The organism is Bradyrhizobium sp. SZCCHNR2028 (assembly GCF_032380995.1).
GTDB lineage: Bacteria > Pseudomonadota > Alphaproteobacteria > Rhizobiales > Xanthobacteraceae > Bradyrhizobium.
Genome location: NZ_JAUHJF010000009.1, coordinates 140,948 through 160,321, shown reverse-complemented (window position 1 = coordinate 160,321; position 19,374 = coordinate 140,948). Strand labels below are relative to the sequence as shown.

Annotated in this window: 19 protein-coding genes and 1 other RNA gene; 9 read left to right on the top strand and 11 right to left on the bottom strand. The window is 66.5% G+C overall.

The window, feature by feature from the left end:
* Positions 1–30 precede the first annotated feature (30 nt).
* Complete coding sequence (nudC, locus tag QX121_RS16965; RefSeq protein WP_315773626.1) at positions 31–975, bottom strand: NAD(+) diphosphatase; 945 nt, start codon at positions 973–975, stop codon at positions 31–33.
* Positions 976–978: 3 nt separating this feature from the next.
* On the bottom strand, positions 979–1,398 hold the full coding sequence (locus tag QX121_RS16960; protein ID WP_315773628.1) for an HIT family protein: 420 nt from the start codon (positions 1,396–1,398) through the stop codon (positions 979–981).
* A gap of 144 nt (positions 1,399–1,542) precedes the next feature.
* Between QX121_RS16960 and ffs the strand changes: the two genes are divergently transcribed.
* From ffs to QX121_RS16935, 5 genes are all read left to right on the top strand, one after another.
* Positions 1,543–1,639: signal recognition particle sRNA small type (ffs, locus tag QX121_RS16955), an RNA gene on the top strand.
* Positions 1,640–1,770: 131 nt separating this feature from the next.
* A complete protein-coding gene (locus tag QX121_RS16950; protein WP_315812546.1) occupies positions 1,771–3,609 on the top strand; it encodes a DNA polymerase III subunit gamma/tau in 1,839 nt (612 codons plus the stop codon).
* 103 nt (positions 3,610–3,712) lie between these two features.
* Positions 3,713–4,033, top strand: a complete 321-nt coding sequence (locus QX121_RS16945; RefSeq protein ID WP_315775610.1) for a YbaB/EbfC family nucleoid-associated protein — start codon at positions 3,713–3,715, stop codon at positions 4,031–4,033.
* 25 nt (positions 4,034–4,058) lie between these two features.
* Entirely contained in the window at positions 4,059–4,658 is a 600-nt protein-coding gene (gene recR, locus QX121_RS16940; protein ID WP_008964175.1) for a recombination mediator RecR, read from the top strand.
* Between the two features lie 20 nt (positions 4,659–4,678).
* Positions 4,679–5,104 carry a hypothetical protein gene (locus QX121_RS16935; protein ID WP_315773633.1) on the top strand — a complete coding sequence of 142 codons (426 nt, stop codon included), beginning with the start codon at positions 4,679–4,681 and terminating at the stop codon, positions 5,102–5,104.
* A 203-nt stretch (positions 5,105–5,307) separates the two neighbouring features.
* On the opposite strand, the gene QX121_RS16930 is transcribed toward QX121_RS16935, so the two are convergent.
* Both QX121_RS16930 and QX121_RS16925 read right to left on the bottom strand, forming a co-directional pair.
* Positions 5,308–6,693, bottom strand: coding sequence for an AmpG family muropeptide MFS transporter (locus tag QX121_RS16930; protein ID WP_315773635.1), 1,386 nt, complete (start codon positions 6,691–6,693; stop codon positions 5,308–5,310).
* A 43-nt stretch (positions 6,694–6,736) separates the two neighbouring features.
* Positions 6,737–7,969 carry a DNA recombination protein RmuC gene (locus QX121_RS16925; protein ID WP_315812545.1) on the bottom strand — a complete coding sequence of 411 codons (1,233 nt, stop codon included), beginning with the start codon at positions 7,967–7,969 and terminating at the stop codon, positions 6,737–6,739.
* A 169-nt stretch (positions 7,970–8,138) separates the two neighbouring features.
* Here QX121_RS16925 and def point away from each other — a divergent pair, with 169 nt between their 5' ends.
* From def to QX121_RS16905, 4 genes are all read left to right on the top strand, one after another.
* Entirely contained in the window at positions 8,139–8,666 is a 528-nt protein-coding gene (gene def, locus QX121_RS16920; protein WP_315812544.1) for a peptide deformylase, read from the top strand.
* Positions 8,667–8,807: 141 nt separating this feature from the next.
* A complete protein-coding gene (gene fmt, locus QX121_RS16915) occupies positions 8,808–9,743 on the top strand; it encodes a methionyl-tRNA formyltransferase (RefSeq protein WP_315734937.1) in 936 nt (311 codons plus the stop codon).
* Positions 9,744–9,860: 117 nt separating this feature from the next.
* Positions 9,861–10,598, top strand: coding sequence for a tRNA pseudouridine(38-40) synthase TruA (truA, locus tag QX121_RS16910; RefSeq protein WP_315734935.1), 738 nt, complete (start codon positions 9,861–9,863; stop codon positions 10,596–10,598).
* A gap of 154 nt (positions 10,599–10,752) precedes the next feature.
* A complete protein-coding gene (locus tag QX121_RS16905; protein ID WP_315734933.1) occupies positions 10,753–12,810 on the top strand; it encodes a methyl-accepting chemotaxis protein in 2,058 nt (685 codons plus the stop codon).
* Between the two features lie 19 nt (positions 12,811–12,829).
* On the opposite strand, the gene dapE is transcribed toward QX121_RS16905, so the two are convergent.
* The 7 genes from dapE to yihA form a co-directional block, all read right to left on the bottom strand.
* Positions 12,830–13,984, bottom strand: a complete 1,155-nt coding sequence (dapE, locus tag QX121_RS16900; RefSeq protein WP_315812543.1) for a succinyl-diaminopimelate desuccinylase — start codon at positions 13,982–13,984, stop codon at positions 12,830–12,832.
* 59 nt (positions 13,985–14,043) lie between these two features.
* Positions 14,044–14,889 (bottom strand): 2,3,4,5-tetrahydropyridine-2,6-dicarboxylate N-succinyltransferase, encoded by an 846-nt coding sequence (gene dapD, locus QX121_RS16895; protein WP_315775602.1) that lies wholly within the window; start codon positions 14,887–14,889, stop codon positions 14,044–14,046.
* A 254-nt stretch (positions 14,890–15,143) separates the two neighbouring features.
* Positions 15,144–15,836 (bottom strand): pyrimidine 5'-nucleotidase, encoded by a 693-nt coding sequence (locus QX121_RS16890; protein WP_315812542.1) that lies wholly within the window; start codon positions 15,834–15,836, stop codon positions 15,144–15,146.
* Positions 15,837–16,056: 220 nt separating this feature from the next.
* Positions 16,057–17,067, bottom strand: a complete 1,011-nt coding sequence (locus QX121_RS16885; RefSeq protein WP_315812541.1) for a DUF1036 domain-containing protein — start codon at positions 17,065–17,067, stop codon at positions 16,057–16,059.
* A 203-nt stretch (positions 17,068–17,270) separates the two neighbouring features.
* Complete coding sequence (gene argB / locus QX121_RS16880) at positions 17,271–18,167, bottom strand: acetylglutamate kinase (RefSeq protein WP_012047096.1); 897 nt, start codon at positions 18,165–18,167, stop codon at positions 17,271–17,273.
* 75 nt (positions 18,168–18,242) lie between these two features.
* The gene (locus tag QX121_RS16875; RefSeq protein ID WP_315775599.1) at positions 18,243–18,614 is read right to left on the bottom strand and encodes a DUF423 domain-containing protein; all 372 of its coding nucleotides are present in this window, start codon (positions 18,612–18,614) and stop codon (positions 18,243–18,245) included.
* The gene (yihA, locus tag QX121_RS16870; RefSeq protein WP_315812540.1) at positions 18,611–19,270 is read right to left on the bottom strand and encodes a ribosome biogenesis GTP-binding protein YihA/YsxC; all 660 of its coding nucleotides are present in this window, start codon (positions 19,268–19,270) and stop codon (positions 18,611–18,613) included. Before yihA ends, QX121_RS16875 begins: the two co-directional genes overlap by 4 nt.
* Positions 19,271–19,374 lie beyond the last annotated feature (104 nt).

Here is a 19,374-nt window from a genome sequence, read left to right as displayed (position 1 = left end):
GCTTCCGCGGAGGGGTAGGCCGGTCTCCTGTTACCGCTCGTCGTTCTCCTTCAGCCAGCGGCCGACCAGATGATGAGCAATGGCGAACGGATGCGGTCCCGCCAAGCCATCCGGATGCTGCCGCACCAGCATCTGCCGGGCCTCGTCGCGGCTGAACCAGCGCACGTCCTCGAGCTCGTTACGGTCGATGACGATGTCTTCGTTGAGCGCCCGGGCGCTGCAGCCGATCATCAGCGACGACGGGTAAGGCCAGGGCTGGGTCATGTAATAAGTCACGTCGGTGCAGCGAATGCCGGATTCTTCGAACACCTCGCGCCGGACGGCGTCCTCGATCGTCTCGGCCGCCTCGACGAAGCCGGCGAGGCAGGAATACATGCCGGCCGGAAACTGCTTCTGCCGCCCGAGCAGGCACTTGTCGCCGGAAGCGACCAGCGAGATCACGACCGGATCGGTGCGCGGGAAATGCTCGGTCTTACAGCTCGGGCATTCGCGCTTCCAGCCGCCCTCGCGCATCGCGGTCTTGGCGCCGCAATTGGCGCAGAAGCCGTGACGCTGATGCCAGGACACCAGGGATTTCGCCATCGCGATCGTCGCCAGCTGGTCGACCGGGGTCGCACCCTGCATTGCCATCCCGCGCAGCTCGGCGACCGACACATCGTCGCGCCCGGCGAGCTTTTCGACGGCGGCCGGCGAGATGCCCATGCCGAACACGGCCGCGCCGTCCTGCAGCCCGAGGAAGATCGTTCCCGGATTGGCACCGAACTTCAGCGCCTCGTCGATCGACAGCAGCGCGCGCAGCTGGTCGCCGTCGCGCTTCAGCACCAGCGAATCGCGGTGCACGACATAGGCGCGCGTCGAGGGATTGCTCTCGAAGGCGATCAGCTTGTCATCATGGAAGCGCAGATGGGCGGCGCGATCGATTGGATGGCTGACGAAGGCCGGCTTGCCGAGCGGAAACAAGTCGAATGGCGACATCTCTTACCCTAACCAGATCTTGCGCCTGACAGCGCTGATGAACTGCTGCACCTCCTGCGCATCGTGAGGCACGGGCGGCGCGGTGCCCCACACCGGTCGCGGCCAGGCCACGTCACTTGTGCGTCGCGCGATGATGTGGACGTGCAACTGCGGCACCATGTTGCCGAGCGCGGCGACGTTGAGTTTGTCGCATTTGGTGATCTCCTTGAGCGCGCGCGACACCCGCGTGATCTCGGTCATCAGCTGCGCCTGCGCAACCTCGTCGAGATCGATGATCTCGACCGCGCCCTCGCGGCGCGGCACCACCAGCAGCCAAGGATAGTTCGCGTCCTTGATCACCAGCACGCGGGACAGCGGCAGGTCGCCAATGTCGATCGTATCCTTCGCAAGTTGCGGATGCAGCGACCAGGCTGATTCGGGCATGCGGCGGTTCCTGGCGGACGGTCTGGCGGGAATTCGACGGCACCTAAAGCCTTTCCGAGCTGCGGCACAAGCCCGCGGGGCGGTGGGCCGCCCCGGCGAAGCTCGCGCTTGCTTTCCGGACCGTTTGGCCCCAAATAGGCAGCGGGAGATTGGCGGTGGACGAGCCACTCGCCAACCGGGTCAGGTCCGGAAGGAAGCAGCCCTAACGAGGTCCGGATCGGGTCGCTCGTCAGTCTCCTACCTGTTTTCTCGAGCGAATCGCGCAAAGATGGCGGGGACCCCGCGCAGGGCGGGCGCTCGACCGCGCCCCGGCTGATTGCGTCGACGATCGCGATCGATGTCGGCCTGGAATACTCACTTGCGGATCGCTCGATGACCGACGCTGGCGCCCCACCTGTTCCGCCTGACAGCGCCGACGCTCCCGCCAAGCCCTACCGGGTGCTGGCGCGCAAATACCGCCCCTCCAGCTTCGCAGATCTGATCGGCCAGGAGGCCGTGGTGCGCACGGTCTCGAACGCGTTCGAGACCGGCCGGATTCCGCAGGCCTGGATTCTGACCGGCGTCCGCGGCGTCGGCAAGACGACCACCGCCCGCATTCTCGCCCGCGCATTGAATTACGAGCTGCCGGACGGCTCGGTGAAGGGGCCGACCATCCATATGCCGGTGCTCGGCACCCATTGCCAGGCGATCATGGAAAGCCGGCACATGGACATCCTGGAGATGGACGCGGCGTCCCATACCGGCGTCGACGACGTCCGCCAGATCAATGACAGCGTCCGCTATGCGCCGGCCAGCGCGCGCTACAAGGTCTACATCATCGACGAAGTCCACATGCTGTCGACGGCGGCGTTCAACGCCTTCCTGAAGACGCTGGAGGAGCCGCCGGAGCACGCCAAGTTCGTGTTCGCCACCACCGAGATCCGCAAGGTGCCGGTGACGGTGCTGTCGCGCTGTCAGCGCTTCGATCTGCGCCGGGTCGAGGCCGAGGTGCTGATGAAGCATCTCCAGGGCATCGCGACCAAGGAAGGCGTGACGATCGAGCCCGAGGCGCTCGGTATCATCGCGCGCGCCGCCGAAGGCTCGGTGCGCGATTCGTTGTCGCTGCTCGATCAGGCGATCGCGCACAGCGCCGGCGAGGTGCGCGCCGATGACGTCCGGCAGATGCTGGGCCTCGCCGATCGCACCCGCGTGATCGACCTGTTCCACCATCTCGCCAGCGGCGACATTGCCGCCGCCTTCAAGGAATTCCGCGAGCAATATGACGTCGGCGCCGACCCTGTGGTTGTGCTGTCGGATCTGGCCGAGTTCGTGAACTTCGTCACCCGGGTGAAGGTCGTGCCGGCGACGGCCGACAACGTGGCCTTCAGCGAGACCGAGCGGCTGCGCGCGCGCGACTTCGCCACCAAGCTGTCGATGCGGGTGCTGTCGCGGATGTGGCAGATGCTGCTCAAGGGCATCGCCGAGACACAAGGCGCGACGCGCCCGGCTGCAGCGGCGGAAATGGTGCTGGTGCGCATCGCCTACGCGGCCGATCTGCCGACACCCGACGAAGCCATTCGCATGATCGAGCAGAGCGGTGGTGGCTCGCCGATCGTCACGAACGGCGGCGGGGCGCGCCCTCCGCCGGCATCCGGCATGAGCGCGGGGGCGCCGCCTGTGATGACGTCGGCGCCGATGCAGGCGCCGCGCGCGCAAGGCCCGACGCTCGCCGCGGTCGGCGGTTCGATGCGCCCGCAGGCGATGTCATCGCAGCCGTCGCCGGCATCGCAGGACCAGCCCGCACTGCGCATAGGGAGCTTTCAGGAACTCGTCGCGCTGGCCGGCAAGAATCGTGACCTGATCACCAAGAGCGCGCTCGAGATGGATGTGCGGCTGGTTCGCTTCGAAGAGGGACGACTGGAGATCGCGCTGGAACGGACGGCGCAGCGCTCGCTTGTCTCGGACCTCGGGCGCAAGCTGGAGGACTGGACCGGCCGGCGCTGGACAGTGATCGTTTCCAACGAGCCGGGCCAGGCGACCTTGCGCGAGCAGAATCTGCGCGCCAAGAGCGAGCGCGAGGCGGCGGCGGAGGCCGATCCGCGCGTGCAGGAGATCCTGGCGCGGTTCCCGGGCACCAAGGTGGTCGAAGTGCGCCGGCTCGCCCCCGAGCCGCCCGAATCGGACGCCAGTGCTGTCGAGCCGCCTGACGAGTCCGACGATGATGATTTCTAGAGCATGATCCGGAAAAGTGGAAACCGGTTTTCCTCGCGACAAACGCCAAAGGCGTTTGCGCGGAGATCATGCTCAACAAGATGGCTGATGATGAGGTGCTCCGATGGCTGACTTTCTCGGCATGATGAAACAGGCGGCGCAGCTGCAGACGAAGATGCAGGAGATGCAGGAGGAACTCGGCAACGTCGAGGTCGAGGGCATCTCGGGCGGCGGTCTGGTTGCCGTGCGCATGACCGCCAAGATGGACGTGAAGAGCGTCAAGATCGATCCGTCGCTGCTCAAGCCGGAGGAGGCCGAGATCCTGGAGGACCTGCTGGTCACGGCGCATGGCGATGCGCGGCGCAAGGCGGAAGCCGCGATGCAGGAGAAGATGCAGGCCATCACCGGCAAGCTCGGCCTGCCGCCGGGCTTCGGTTTCGGTTAGTTGACCTGATGACATTCGTGAACTGATGGCCGTCGCCGGTCCCGAGATCGAACGCCTTATCCAACTGCTTGCGCGCCTGCCCGGCCTCGGTCCGCGCTCGGCGCGGCGCGCCGCCCTGCATCTGATCAAGAAGCGCGAGGCGCTGATGGTGCCGCTTGCCTCGGCGCTGCAGGTCGCGATCGATCGCATCCAGGTCTGCAAGACCTGCGGCAACATCGATACGCAAAGCCCGTGCACCGTGTGCACCGATCCGCGTCGCGATCCGGCGATGATCGTCGTCGTCGCCGACGTCGCCGACCTCTGGGCGCTGGAGCGCGCCAAGGCCTCCAACGGCCGCTATCACGTGCTCGGCGGCACGCTGTCGCCGCTCGACGGCGTGGGCCCGCAGGATCTCACCATCGATGCGCTGGTGCAGCGCGCGCATGCGCCCGAGGTGTCCGAGATCATCCTCGCTTTGAATGCGACGGTCGACGGCCAGACCACCGCGCACTACATCACCGACCTCCTGCAGGAGGCGAACGTCAAGGTCACGCGGCTGGCACATGGCGTGCCGGTCGGCGGCGAGCTCGACTATCTCGACGAAGGCACGCTCTCGGCCGCGATGCGGCAGCGGACCTTGTTCTAAGCACAGACGGAAGTGGAATGATGACGAAACGCGGATTCGGCAAACGGCTGGCTTTGGGCGCGATTCTGGCGGCGCTCTCGGCGCCGTCAGTGCTGGCGCAGCAAAGCGAGGCGGCGCAGAAGGCGGGCAAGCCGCTCAATGCCGGTGACGTGCTGTCGGGCGAGCTGAACGCGCTGAAGCTCAAAGGCGCCAAGCCGGGCCAGCCGTCCGCCGCCTATCAGATCACGAGCGAGCCGCGCCGCCTGCCGCCGCCGAGCGGGCTGTGCAATCTGGAGACCGGCCCGGAGACATTCCAGCTCGTTACCGCGAACACGGCGCAGGCGTCGCAGCTCAAGGGTCTGCTCGGCAAGCAGATCGCGGTCAAGGTCGACGAGATCGCCTGCGCCCAGGATGCGGGACAGATGAGCGAGGCGGTCGTGACCAAGTGGAGCTTAGTGAAGCGGTGAGACCTGATTGGGCCGTCCACGCGAGCGCGGCGTCCTGACTTTCCGCTGTCAGCGCCCGGCTCGACCGGGCGATCCAGTACCCCGCGGCTGCTCGGTCGATGGCTGACGTCTCTGGAATACTGGGTCACCCGTCGGAGCCTGTCATCGGGCTCGTCGAAGACGACACCCGGTGGTGGGTGACGACGGTCGAATGTGAGGCGCAGCTACACCTTCACTGGCCCCAACTGGTCGAAATGTCCGCGCCGCTGCAGCCAGGCGAGCAGCACAAGGCTCGGGATCGCGACCAGCACGCAGATCACGAAGAACAGCGGCCAGCCGGTCGCCTTCGCCACGTAGCCGGCGCCTGACGACAAATAGGTGCGCCCGACCGCGGCGAGCGCGGTCAGCAGTGCATATTGGGTGGCGGTGTGCAGCGGGTTCTGACACAGCGCGGAGAGATAGGCGACGAAGATCACGGTGCCGACCGCGCTGGTGAAGTTTTCCGCCGAGATCGCCAGCGCCAGTGCCCATTGATTGACTCCGACGATCGCAAGCCAGGAGAACGAGAGGTTCGCCAGCGCCTGCACCATGCCGCCGATCCAGAGACTCGTCGCGAGCGAATAGCGTCGCGCGACGAAGCCGCCGGCAAAGCCGCCGGCGAGCGTCGCGGCGAGGCCCACGCCTTTCACAATCGCGGCGTAGTCGACCTTGCTGAAGCCGAGATCGATCACGAACGGCGCGGTCATCGTGCCGGAGAAGGCGTCGGTGAACTTGAACAGCACGACGAAGGCGAGCGCCGTGAGCGCATCACGTCGGCCGAGGAACTCGACGAAGGCTCCGGCAGCCGCATGCATCACGCGGGTGAGCGCGGTGTCCGCACCCATCGCGGCCTCCGCCTGCTGCGACTGGGCCGGCTCGGTCGCCGCGAGGGCCGTGATCGTGCCGATCAGCACCAGTACGGCCATCGCAACATAGCCCCACATCCAGGACGACGGACGCGTCAGCCCCGAGTTCTCGAATGCACTGACCACCACCAGTGCGCCGGCGGTCGAGACCAGCATGCCGATGCGATAGGCGGCGACATACGCCGCCATGCCCGCGGCCTGCTCGCTCTCCGGCAGGCTCTCGACGCGGAAGGCATCGACCACGATGTCCTGGGTCGCCGACATCGCGGCGACCAGCAGCGCGGCCAGCGCCACCATGAACGGCGCATGTGCCGGATCGGTGAGCGCCAGCAGCAGGATGGCGCCGATCAAGAGCAGCTGTGCGAACACCAGCCAGCCGCGCCGCCGTCCAAACGCGCGCGTGAGCAGCGGCACGTGCAGCGCGTCCACCAGCGGCGCCCAAAGGAATTTCAGCGTGTAAGGCGTTCCGACGAGGGCGAACAGCCCGATCGTGCCGAGATCGACGCCGAGCTCACGCATCCAGATCTGAAGCGTCGAGCCGGACAACGCCAGCGGCAGTCCCGACGAGAAGCCGAGGAACAGCACCACGAGCACGCGCGGCTGCAAGTAGACGGCCATGCTCTCGCGCCAGGTGGGGGCGGGTTTGGCAGCGCCGGGCTTTGGAGCGGCAGCAGGGATCTCGGAAGCGGCGTCAGGTGCGGTCATGGGCGGGTGGTAGCAGATTTGAACGGCCTTCGCGACGCCACCATCACTCCCCCACCTGCACGCGTCCCGCCAGCGGAAACAGATCCGGCGTCGTGCCGGTAACCGGCGCGATGCGTGGTGAGTCCACCGGCGCATCCTGCTTGCTGAAATCGAGCTCCTCGATGCGGGCGGCGCGCTTCTCGATCTTGTCGGCGGAAATGAGGATCTGGCGGATGTCCTCGCCGACATCGCCGAAATGCTTCTGCAGTTTGAGCACGCGCTCGCGCAGGCGGCCGAGATCGTCGCCGAGGTTGATCACCTCGTTGCGGATCTGGTCGGCGGCGTCGCGGATGCGCGCATCCTTCATGATCTGCTGCATGACCTGGATCGCCAACATCAGGAGCGACGGCGACACCAGCACGACGCGGGCACGATAGGCTTTCTGGATCACGTCGTCGAAGCCGTCATGGATCTCGGCATAGACCGATTCCGACGGCACGAACATCAGCGCCGTGTCCTGCGTCTCGCCGACCACGAGGTACTTCTCGGCAATGTCATTGACGTGGCGGAGCACGTCGGTGCGCAGCCGCTGCGCCGCGGCGCGCTTCTCCTCCTCGGTCACGGCGTCGTGCAGCGCGGTCACGGCTTCCAGCGGAAACTTGGCGTCGATGCACAGCGGTCGCGAATCGGGCAGGAACACGACGCAGTCGGGCCGCTTGCCGCTGGCGAGCGTGTGCTGAAACGCGTAGCTGCCCTTCGGAAGCCCGTCCTGGACGATCGCCTCCATGCGCGCCTGGCCGAAGGCGCCGCGCGACTGTTTGTTGGCGAGGACGTCGCGCAAGGTCGTCACTTGCGTCGTCAGCTCGCTGAGATCACGATGGGCGTTGTCGATGATGCCGAGGCGCTCGTGCAGCACGCGCAGACTATCCATTGTGTGGCGCGTGCTCTGCTCCATCGACTGTCCGACGCGGTGGGTGACCGCATCGAGCCGTTCGTTCACGCTGCGGGCCAGGTCCACCTGACGGCCGGCGAGCAGCTGGGCCATCGCGTCGACCCGGCCGGAGGCCTCGCTCTGGACGCGGATCATCTCGCCGAACCGTTGTTCGAGCTCGTCAGCCCGCATCGCCTGCTGGGCGGCGAGCTCCGCGCCGCGCCGTCCGGAGCGGGCCACGGCGGCCACGATGATCACGAGCAGCAGCAGCACCAGTACGCCGAATCCGATCAGCGCATCGCTCGCCCTGATGGGCAGGTCGCCGATGATGACGACGACAGGATTGAGGGATTGGCTGACGGTCATCACCCCCGTCTATCCGATTCGCGCAAGCTCGCGAACGAAGAGAGAACAATTATGGTTAAGGGCACGTTAAGAATCATGGTTAACGAAACGTTGAAATTCATGGTTAGTGAAGTCTTAACCGCGAGCCATCACATTGACCGCGCCGGTTCCGCGGCTTAAATCGCGCGCCATGTCCCTAAGAGAAATCATCATCCTGCCGGACCGGCAGTTGCGGCTGGTGTCCAAGCCGGTCGAGAAGGTCACGCTGGAGATCCGGCAGCTGGTCGACGACATGTTCCAGACCATGTACGACGCGCCGGGCATCGGGCTCGCAGCGATCCAGGTCGCGCAGCCGCTGCGCGTCATCACCATGGATCTGGCCAAGCCCGATGCCAACGGGGAGGGCAAGCGCGAGCCGCGCGTCTTCATCAATCCCGAGATCATCGCCAAGTCGGACGAGCTGTCGCTCTACGAGGAAGGCTGTCTGTCGATCCCCGAATATTACGAGGAGGTCGAGCGGCCGGCACGCGTTCGCGTGCGCTTCACCGATCTCGACGGGGTGGTCCGCGAGGAGGATGCCGAGGGGCTCTACGCCACCTGCATCCAGCATGAGATCGATCATCTCAACGGCGTGCTGTTCATCGACTATCTGTCGAAGCTGAAGCGCGACCGCGTGATGAAGAAGTTCACCAAGGCCGCCAAGCGCGCCAGCGAGTAACGGTTAACTCTCTCCTCCGTCATGCCCGGGCTTGACCCGGGCATCCACGTCTCGCCGCGCGTTACAGGCAGCTCGACGTGGATGGCCGGGACAAGCCCGGCCATGACGCGGAGGATTCGGCAATGCAGGATCTTCCACCAGATGCCGCTTCGCCTGATCTTCATGGGCACGCCGGATTTCGCCGTGCCGACCCTGCTCGAACTCGCCGGCCACGGCCACGAGATCGCGGCGGTCTATACGCGCGCGCCGAAACCCGGCGGCCGCCGCGGCCTCGCGCTGCAGCCGACGCCGGTCGAGACCGAGGCGCGCCGGCTCGGCATTGCCGTGTTCACGCCGAAGACGCTGAAGACCGAGGAGGCCTTGGCCGAGTTTCAGGCTCATCAGGCCGATGCGGCCGTGGTCGTCGCCTACGGCATGATCCTTCCCCAAGCCATTCTCGATGCGCCCAAGCTCGGCTGCTACAATCTCCACGCTTCCCTGCTGCCGCGCTGGCGCGGTGCCGCGCCTATCAACCGCGCGATCATGGCGGGTGATGCCGAGTCCGGCGTCATGGTGATGAAGATGGATGTCGGGCTCGACACCGGCGATGTCGCGATGGCCGAGCGCCTTGCGATCACCGACGCGATGACGGCGTCCGATCTGCACGACCGCCTGTCGCGGATCGGCGCCGATCTCATGGTGCGCGCGATGGCGGCGCTAGAGCGCGGCGGGCTGACGCTGACGAAGCAGGCAGAGGAAGGCGTCACCTACGCCGCCAAGATCGAGAAGGCCGAGGCGCGGATCGACTGGACGAAGCCGGCCCACGCGGTGCTGCGGCACATCCACGGCCTGTCGCCATTTCCTGGCGCCTGGAGTGAGTTCACGCTTGATGGCGAAGCGGTCCGCTTGAAGATCCTGCGCTGCGCGCTTGCCGACGGCGGGGGCGAGCCGGGCGCCGTTCTTGACGAGCAGCTCACCATCGCCTGCGCCGACGGCGCCATCCGCGTCACCGAGCTACAGCGCGCCGGCAAGGGTCCCATGAAGGCCGCGGATTTCCTGCGCGGCACCCGTATCGCGCCGGGCCTGCGTTTCGGCTGACCACCTCATCTCGTCATGCGCGGGCTTGACCCGCGCATCCATCTCAAGAACAAGCTTCGTCCAGGGATGGATTGCCGGGTCGAGCCCGGCAATGACGGCAAAACTCGATCGGGTCAGATGCCCCGCTACAAGCTCACCATCGAATATGACGGCGCGCCGTACTGCGGCTGGCAACTGCAGGCGACCTTGCCGTCGGTGCAGGGCGCGCTCGAAGCGGCGGTGCAGGCGACCTGTGGCGTGCCGACCCGGGTGCATGGCTCGGGGCGCACCGATGCCGGCGTCCACGCCACCGGTCAGGTCGCGCATTGCGACGTTGAGAAAGAATTCCGGCCCGACAAATTGCGCGACGCGCTCAACGCGCATCTGCGGCCCAACCCGATCGCGGTGCTCGACGCCGAGATCGTTCCCGACACCTTCGAAGCACGCTTCTCCGCCCGCAGGCGGCACTATCGCTATCGCATCGTCAACCGCCGCTCCAATCTCGCGCTCGAGGTCGGCCGCGTCTGGCGCGTGCCGCAGCGGCTCGACTCGGACGCGATGCACGCGGCGGCCCAGCGGCTGATCGGCAAGCATGATTTCACGACTTTCCGCGACACGGAATGTCAGGCAAAATCGCCGGAGAAGACGCTCGATCAGCTCGACGTCGTCAGGGACGGCGATGCCATCACCATCCTCACCTCCGCACGCTCCTATCTGCACAGCCAGGTGCGCTCGATGGTTGGCTCGCTGGTGTGGGTCGGGCAGGGCCGCTGGAGCGCCGATGATCTCGCTGCCGCGCTCGCCGCGCGCAATCGCGCCGCCTGTGGCGTCGTCGCGCCGCCGGAAGGCCTCTATCTCGTGAAAGTCGACTATTGAGATTGTTCTGCAGTGGAACCCGCGAATCGCTATTAGCTGCCAATGATTATCCTAATGAGTAGTCGTTTCGGGAGTAAGGGACAGGATTCATTAACTCCAAATTGAAGCCCTCGCTGCTATCCGGACCTCAGGCTGCTGTCCAGCGAGGTCGATCGTGCGCATTCGTCAAGTCTTCCTGCTCTCTTTGCTGCTCGGGGCCGTCATCGGCCTGCTCGCAACCATGTTGTTCGCCTGGCAGCAGCTGACCTCGCTGCAGGCCGCGAGGACGGCAGGCCGTGATACGCAGCTGCTGGCCGCCATGCTGCGGCTGCCGGAAAAGCTGAACCTCGAGCGCGCCATGGTCAATCCACGCCTGGCGTCGCCGAATCCGGCGAACTCGGACGAGCTGGCCGCGCTGCAGAAGATACTTCAAGGCTCTGACGACGCCTTCGCCAAGGCGCGCAGCCTGGCGCTGCTGAGTGAAGACACCGCCGCGCTGGACTCGATCCAGCAGAAATTGCGTGCGACGCGCGGGGCCGCTCTCGATGCCGTCGCGCAGGCCAAGGCGGCGCGATCCGAAGCAATCGTCCGTGATTACGTGCCGCAGATGTTCACGATCCAGGAAACGACCGGCAGCCATGTCGACGTGATCGTGCGCCGGATCAATGCGGCCAATCCAGCGGTCGGCCAGGCCGCGCGTCTTGCCGTGATCGGCTGGGATTTGCGCGACTGGGCCGGTCGCGCCACGACGACGTTCGTTCGCATGATCGCGACCAAGCAGCCGATGGCGGGTGAACCGGCCGAGGCGCTCGCGACGTTCAAGGGACGCATCGAGCGCATCTGGACGACGGCCAAGCTCGCTGCCGCAGAGATCAACCAGAAGCCGATCTTCGCGGCCCTGACCGAGGTCGAGAATGGCTATTGGGCCCGCGGCGGCGAGTTCTATTCGTCGCAGGTGGCGCCGAACCGGGGCAAGGTGCTCGAGCTCGATCCCGACCAGTTCCTGCGGTCCGTATTCCCGATCCTCGATACGATCCTGCCGCTGCGGGATGCAGCCCTCGCCGAGGCGCTGAGCCAGAGCGAGGTCGCGATTGCCGAGTCGCAGACCCGTTTTGCCCTGGCGCTGGTCCTGTTGCTGATCAACGTCGCGGCCGCCGCACTGGGAACGGTCTGGTTCAATGCCCGCGTGATCAAGCCGCTGTCGAATCTGACCGAAATGATCCGTCGGATCGCCGGTGGCGAGCGCAGCGTCGAGATCGGATATGGCGATCGGACCGACGAAATCGGCACGCTCGCCAACGCCATCGGCGTTCTGCAGGAGAAGTCGGCGGAGGCCGACCGGCTGTCGCTGCAGGGCGCCGATGCCGAGGCGCGGCGCGATGCGCGCCGGCAGAAGATCGAGGCGCTCACCCGGCGGTTCGGCGAGGTCATCGACACGCTGTGCGGTCGGCTGAGCGATGCCGCGAGCGGCCTGAAGCAATCGGCCGAGACGCTCGACGGCTCGGCCAGCACCACCGCGTCCCGTGCCACCGCCGTGGCCGAAGCGGCGGCGCAGGCGACCTCTGGCGTCAATACGGTGGCGGCTGCCTCCGAGGAGCTCGACGCGTCGATGAAGGAGATCACCCGACAGATCGCGGAAGCCGCGTCGGAATCCTCGAACGCGACCAGCCAGGCGCTCGACACCACCGACAAGGTGCGCACGCTCGCCGGCAGCGCCACCCGCATCGGCGACGTCGTGCAACTGATCCGCGCCATCGCCTCGCAGACCAATCTGCTCGCGCTCAACGCCACGATCGAATCCGCGCGTGCGGGTGAGGCGGGCAAGGGGTTTGCCGTGGTCGCGTCAGAGGTGAAGAGCCTTGCTTCGCAGACCAGCAAGGCCACGGAAGAGATCGAAAGCCAGATCGCCGCGATCCAGAACGAGACCGGCAGCACGGTGGCCGCGATCGAGAAGATCGCCGCCGTCGTCAACACCATCAGCGGCGTCACCGGTGCGGTGGCGAGCGCGGTGGCCGAGCAGAGCGCCACGACCCGCGAGATCGCCCGCAGTGTGCAGCAGACCGCGAGCGGCACCAACGACGTCTCGTCGTCGATCGCGCTGGTCAGCGCGGCCGCCGCGGACACCCGCGGATCGGCGCGCTCGCTGCTCGACTCCGCGGCGAGCCTTGCCGGCCAGGCCACCGACCTGCGTCGCGAGGTCGATCAGTTCCTGGCGGAGGTGAAGGCCGCCTGATCAGGATCAGGCGGGCCGCTCAGGCGAAATATCTTTCGAGAATGCCGCGATAGATCTTCGTCAGGGTCGCGATGTCGGCGACCGAGGCGCGCTCGTCGATCTGGTGCATGGTCTGGCCGACCAGGCCGAACTCGATCACCGGGCAGTAGCTCGATATGAAACGCGCGTCCGAGGTGCCGCCGGTGGTCGACAGCTCCGGCTTGCGCCCCGTCACGCTCTCGATCGCGGCGACGGCGAGGTCGGTGAACGGTCCGGGCTTGGTCAGGAACACGTTGGAGTTCGACGGCAGCCAGTCGATGTGGGCGCGGATGCGGTTGCCACAGGCCTTGGCGAGCCGCTCTTCCACCAGCGCGCGCAGCGTCTCCTGCGTATGGCAGTCATTGTAGCGGATGTTGAACTTCGCCCGCGCCAGGCCCGGGATGACGTTGGTTGCGGTGTTGCCGACATCGACGGTGGTGAATTCGAGATTCGACGGCTGGAACTGCGCGCTGCCATGATCGAGCGGCTCGTCCGACAGTGCGACGATCAGGCGCGAGATGTCCGGCACCGGGTTGGAGGCACGGTGCGGATAGGCGACGTGGCCCTGCTTGCCCTCGACGATCAGGGTGCCGGACTGCGAGCCGCGGCGGCCGATCTTGATGCAGTCGCCCATGACCTCTTGATTGGACGGCTCGCCGAGCACGCAATGGTCGAACCGCTCGCCGCGCTCGGCCGCCCACTGCAACAGCTTGATGGTGCCGTTGACCGAGACGTCCTCTTCGTCGCCAGTGATCAGGAACGAGATCGAGCCTTTTGGCTGTCCACCGTGATCGCGTAGATAGTCGAGCACGGCCGCAACGCTGCAGGCGATGCCGCCCTTCATGTCGACGGCGCCGCGGCCATAGATGTAGCCGTCCTTCACCTCGCCGGAGAATGCAGGCAGGCTCCACGCCGCCTCGTCGCCGGGGGGCACAACGTCGGTATGACCGGCGAAGGTGATGTGCGGCCCCTCGGTGCCGATACGGGCGTAGAGATTGTCGATGTCGGCCGTGCCTGCTTCCGAGAAGGTCACGCGATGGGTCGTGAAGCCGGCCTGCTTCAGCAGGGCCTCGAGCACGCCGAGCGCCCCGGCATCGGCGGGGGTCACTGAGGGACAGCGGATCAGGTCGCGGGTGATGGCGAGGGCATCGGTCATGCCCTCGCTTAACATGGGCGCTCGGGCGGCGGCTAGTGCGGCCGCCCGAGCGCGGACGATCAGTCGCGCAAGAGCTCGTTGATCGAGGTCTTGGAGCGGGTGCGCTCGTCGACCCGCTTGACGATGACGGCGCAGGCGGTGGAGGGGCCGATCTGGCCGTTCTTCATCGGCTTGCCCGGCAGTGCGCCCGGCACAACGACGGCGTATTCCGGCACCTCGCCGACGAACACCTCGCCGGTCTCGCGGTCGACGATCTTGGTCGACGCGCCCAGGAACACGCCCATCGACAGCACCGCACCCTTGCGCACGACCACGCCCTCGGCAACCTCCGATCGCGCGCCGATGAAACAGTCATCCTCGATGATCACAGGACCGGCCTGCAGCGGCTCCAGCACGCCGCCGATGCCGACGCCGCCGGAGATGTGCACACGCTTGCCGATCTGGGCGCAGGAGCCGACCGTCGACCAGGTGTCGACCATGGTGGCTTCGTCGACATAGGCGCCGAGATTGACGAAGGACGGCATCAGCACGACGTTCTTGGCGATGTAGGCCGAGCGGCGCACGATCGCGCCGGGCACGGCGCGGAAGCCGGCATCGCGAAAACGGTTCTCGCCCCAGCCTTCGAACTTCGACGGCACCTTGTCCCACCACGACGCCTGGCCGGGGCCGCCCGGGATCACGCTCATGTCGTTGAGGCGGAACGACAGCAGCACGGCCTTCTTCAGCCACTGGTTGACGCTCCACTTGCCGTCAGTGCCGCGCTCGGCGACCCGCGCCTCACCCTTGTCGAGCAGCTCCAGCGCGCTCTCCACGGCGTCGCGGACCTCGCCCTTGGTCGTGGTCGAGACGCCGTCACGGGCATCGAAGGCGCTGTTGATGGTGGATTCCAGGGCGGACAGTGACATCGGTCGATCCTCGCTTGGTCCCTGGGCAGAAAGCCGGGGACGGCCGTGTACGAGCATGGTGGGCAGGGCGGCTTTTTCGGGATTTGGACCCGGAGAGTCAAGGACGCATCGGTGGCGGGGGCCGTCCGCGCGGGAGGTGCGGCTTATCATGCTCCGTCATTCCGGATGGTCCGAAGGACCAGACCCGGAATCTCGAGATTCCGGGTTCGATGCTTCGCATCGCCCCGGAATGACAGCTCAATGCGTGGCGGGTCTCACCCCACCAGCCGCTGCAAGAATCCGGTCAGATCGTCCGTGACATGATCGACATGCGGGTCGTCGCGACCCGCCAGCTCCCAGTCCTCGCGCACCACCTCCTTGGTACCGTCGGGCACCACCAGCACCGTGGTCATGCCGAGCTCGTGCGGCACCACGAGGTTGCGGGAAAGGTCCTCGAACATCGCCGCCCGTGTCGGATCGACGGCATGCAGCTTGAGGAATTTGTCGTAGGTCTCGCGCGCCGGCTTCGGCGTCAGCTCGGCCGCGATGATGTCGAACACGCCATGGAAATGGCCGGCAATGTCGAGCCGCGCCAGCACGGCATCGACATGGTCGACCGAGCCGTTGGTCAGGATCAGCTTGCGTCCGGGCAGCTTCTCGATCGCCGCGCCCATCGCCGGATTCGGCTCCAGCGGCGAGTGGTCGATCTTGTGCACGTAGGCGAGGAAGTCGTCGGCGTGCACGCCGTGCTCGGTCATCATGCCGCGCATCGTCGTGCCGTAGCGGCGGTAGTAGTCCTTCTGGATGCGCCGCGCCTCGTCCGCATCGACCTCGAGCCAGTTGGAGACGAACTCGCCGATCCGCGCATCGACCTGCTGCCACAGATTGACGTGATGCGGATACAGCGTGTTGTCGAGATCGAACACCCAGGTGTCGACGTGATCGAAGGCGCGGGGGGATTCTGTCATGTGGGCGTCGGTCCATCCTGCCTTCGGTCATCATGCCCGGCTAGGGCGGCATATTCCGCTGTCGTCCCGGCGAGCGCCGGGACCCATACCGCGGAAGCTATCTTGCGGCATGATGGCTGATGCCGATGGCACAAACCTCGGCCGGTGGTTATGGATCCCGGCGTTCGCCGGGATGACAGCTGTGGGTGTGGTGGCAACGTGGGCAACATCGATATGCCTATCACGGCAGTGCAAATCGCAGCGTCTTGCCGCCGCGGGTGATGTCGACGGCGGTGAAGCCGGTGGCGGTGAAGCCGCGGCTCGGACAGTCGCCCTGCTCGGATGTCTCGAACTTGTTCTCGCGGGTGCAGAGCTGCACCAGCCCGCCCCAGTTCAGCGGCTTGTTCTTCACTTTGATGGTGCGGTTCTCATCGTCGACCGCTTCGGCGAAGCTGTAGACTTTCTTCGGCTGTCCGGTGATGTCCGGATGCAGGCATTTGCCGGCATCGATCCGGTACCAGCCGCGGCTGACCACGGTGCGGCCGTCGTCCGTCGCCACCGCCGCCATCACCTTGTGCGGCGTGTCGTTGCACCAGGTCAGCCCGGTCGGCGCCGGCGTCTGCACCGCCTCCACCATGGTCGCGAAGAAATTCGGCTGCGACACAACGTCGGATGACAGCCCGCGGCTCTTCAGGAACGCGGCGAGCGCGGCCTGGGTCTTCGGCCCGTCAACGCCGTCGATCGGCGAGGCGTCATAGCCGGCGATGCCGAGCAGCCGCTGGATGCCGGCGAGCCGCGCCTGCTCGTCGTCATATTCGGCGCTCTCGGCGAGGTAGGCGATCAGGGTGCCGTCGTCGGCCTTGGTCGGCGTCACCTGCGTGAACGGCGCCGGCGTCTGCCCGGTGCGGCACTGCCGGGCGGCTGCGATGACGAAATTGTCGGCCGCGACGCACAGCTGGTCATTGCCGTTCGCGGCGATCGGCGAGGCGCCGTACAGGCTGAGCGCGCGCGCATGCAGCAGGATGCGATCGGCGGTCATCGTCCCCTGCAGCACCACACGGCAGGTCGCCGGATCGAGCCGGAACCAGCCGCGCGTCGCGGTCGCTGCCTTCTCGTCGATGCCGATCGCGGCCTCGACGACGTAGCTCATGCGGTTGCAGAGCTTGAGGTCGGCGCGAGCGGGGGTGGCCGCGACGAGAACGGCAAGGAGGATCGTAGACAGGGCGAGGAAGAGGCGAGTCGTGAGGGGCATTGCAGGCCCGCATATCCCCACATCGTCATGCCCGGGCTTGACCCGCCTGCGCGGCCGAAGCCGCTTCGGCGCGGCGAAGGCCCGGGCATCCACGTCTCTCTCTCCGACTTCGCCGAACGACGTGGATGGCCGGGCTGTCTGCATTGCGAAGACGCGCTCCGCGCTTTCGCCCGGCCATGACGGAGAGAGTTGGCGGGAAGTGCTCACTTGTGGATCAGCGTGCCCGTGCCCTGGTTGGTGAACAGCTCGAGCAGCACGGCGTGCTGCACCTTGCCGTCCAGGATGACGACGCCCTGCACGCCCTGCTCGAGTGCGTAGATGCAGGTCTCGACCTTCGGGATCATGCCGCCGGAGATGGTGCCGTCGGCGATCAGCTTGCGCGCGTCCTTCACCGACAATTCCGGAATCAGCTTCTTCGACTTGTCGAGCACGCCGGGTACGTCGGTGAGCAGCAGGAGGCGCTTGGCCTTCAGCGCACCGGCCACGGCCCCGGCGAACGTATCGGCGTTCACGTTGAAGGTCTGGCCTTCCTTCGAGGTCGCCAGCGGCGCGAGGATCGGGATCAGCTCGTAGCCGATCAGCTGATTGAGCAGCGTCAGATCGACCTTGTCCGGCTCGCCGACGAAGCCGAGATCGACCACCTTCTCGATGTGACTGTCGGGATCGACCATGGTGCGGGTCGCCTTGACCGCGCGCACCATGTTGCCGTCCTTGCCGCACAGCCCGACGGCCTTGCCGCCGGCCTCGTTGATGTAGCCGACCAGCTGCTTGTTGATGGAGCCGGCCAGCACCATCTCGACGATCTCGATGGTCGCGGCATCGGTGATGCGCAGGCCGGCGGCGAATTCGGAGACGATGCCGAGGCGCTTGAGCATGGTCGCGATCTGCGGTCCGCCGCCGTGCACCACCACCGGATTGATGGCGGTCTGCTCGAGCAGCACGATGTCGCGCGCGAACGCTTTCGCGGTGTCCTCGTCACCCATGGCGTGACCGCCATATTTGATGACGATGGTTTCGTCGTCATACTCCTGCATGTGCGGGAGCGCTTCGGACAGGATGCGGGCCTGATCGAGCGGGCTGATGGTGGTCGCGTCGGTCATGTCTGGGAGGTCTCGGCTGTCGGGGGCGTCGCGCCGCGTTCTAGCCGATTGCCGCCCGCGGCGCAAAGCGCCGGATCACACCCGCCGCGGCCACAGCGCGCAGACCGCGAGTGCGAGCCAGCTCGCGATCTGCAAGCTACCGCCGATCGGCGCCGCGAACGGAAACAGCCGGTCGCCGGTGAACTGCCGCATCAAGAGGTCGCCGGCGAACAGGGCCGGGCCGAGCACGAAGCCGATCGCCGTGATCAGGCCGATGCGCCGATGAACCACGCCGCGCTCTGCCAGCGCGATGGTGCCGAGCAGGGCGCAGGCGTGGAACAGCAGCATGGTGGAGGCGGTCGCGAGCCGCGATGCATCGGGCTCGTGCGCGGCCTTGGCCGCCAGCGCGACGCCCGTGGCGCCCATCAGCCCGGCCATTGCGACCAGGATTCGCCACGGCGTCATCATGTGCTCCGCTCTTCCAGCAGCCGCACCATGGCGGCACGCAGCTCCGGCATGCCGGCGCCGGATCGTGACGACGTCGCCAGCACTTGAGGAAACGCCGCCGGATGCTTGGCGAGCGCGGCCTCGGTCTCGGCGATCCGGCTTGCGAGCTCAGCCGGCTTGATCTGGTCGGCCTTGGTCAGGACGAGCTGATAGCTGACGGCGGACCGGTCCAGCGTCTTGAGGATCTCCTGATCGACGTCCTTCAGCCCATGACGGGCATCGATCAGCACATAGACGCGAGCGAGCGAGGCGCGGCCGAGCAGGAATTTGTGGATCAGCTCGGTCCAGGACGCGACCTTGGTCTTTGCCGCGGCGGCATATCCATAGCCGGGCATGTCGACCAGCCGCAGCGGCGCATGCTCGGGCCCCTCGAAGAAGATCAGCTCCTGGGTGCGACCCGGCGTATGCGAGGTGCGCGCCAGCGCGTTCTGGCCGGTCAGTGCGTTGATCAGGCTGGACTTGCCGACATTGGAGCGGCCGGCGAAGGCGACTTCAAGGCTTCCCATCGGCGGCAGGCTCTCGATCGAGGGCGAGGCATGGGTGAAGCGCCACGATTGAGCGAACAGCTTGCGGCCTTTTTCGATCAGGCGCTCGTCAGTGTCGTGGCTGGTGGTCATGACAAGGCCTCGCTCTTCGTCATGCCCGGGCCTGACCCGGGCATCCACGCCCATTGCGCGGGATATCAAAACGTGGATGGCCGGGACAAGCCCGGCCATGACGG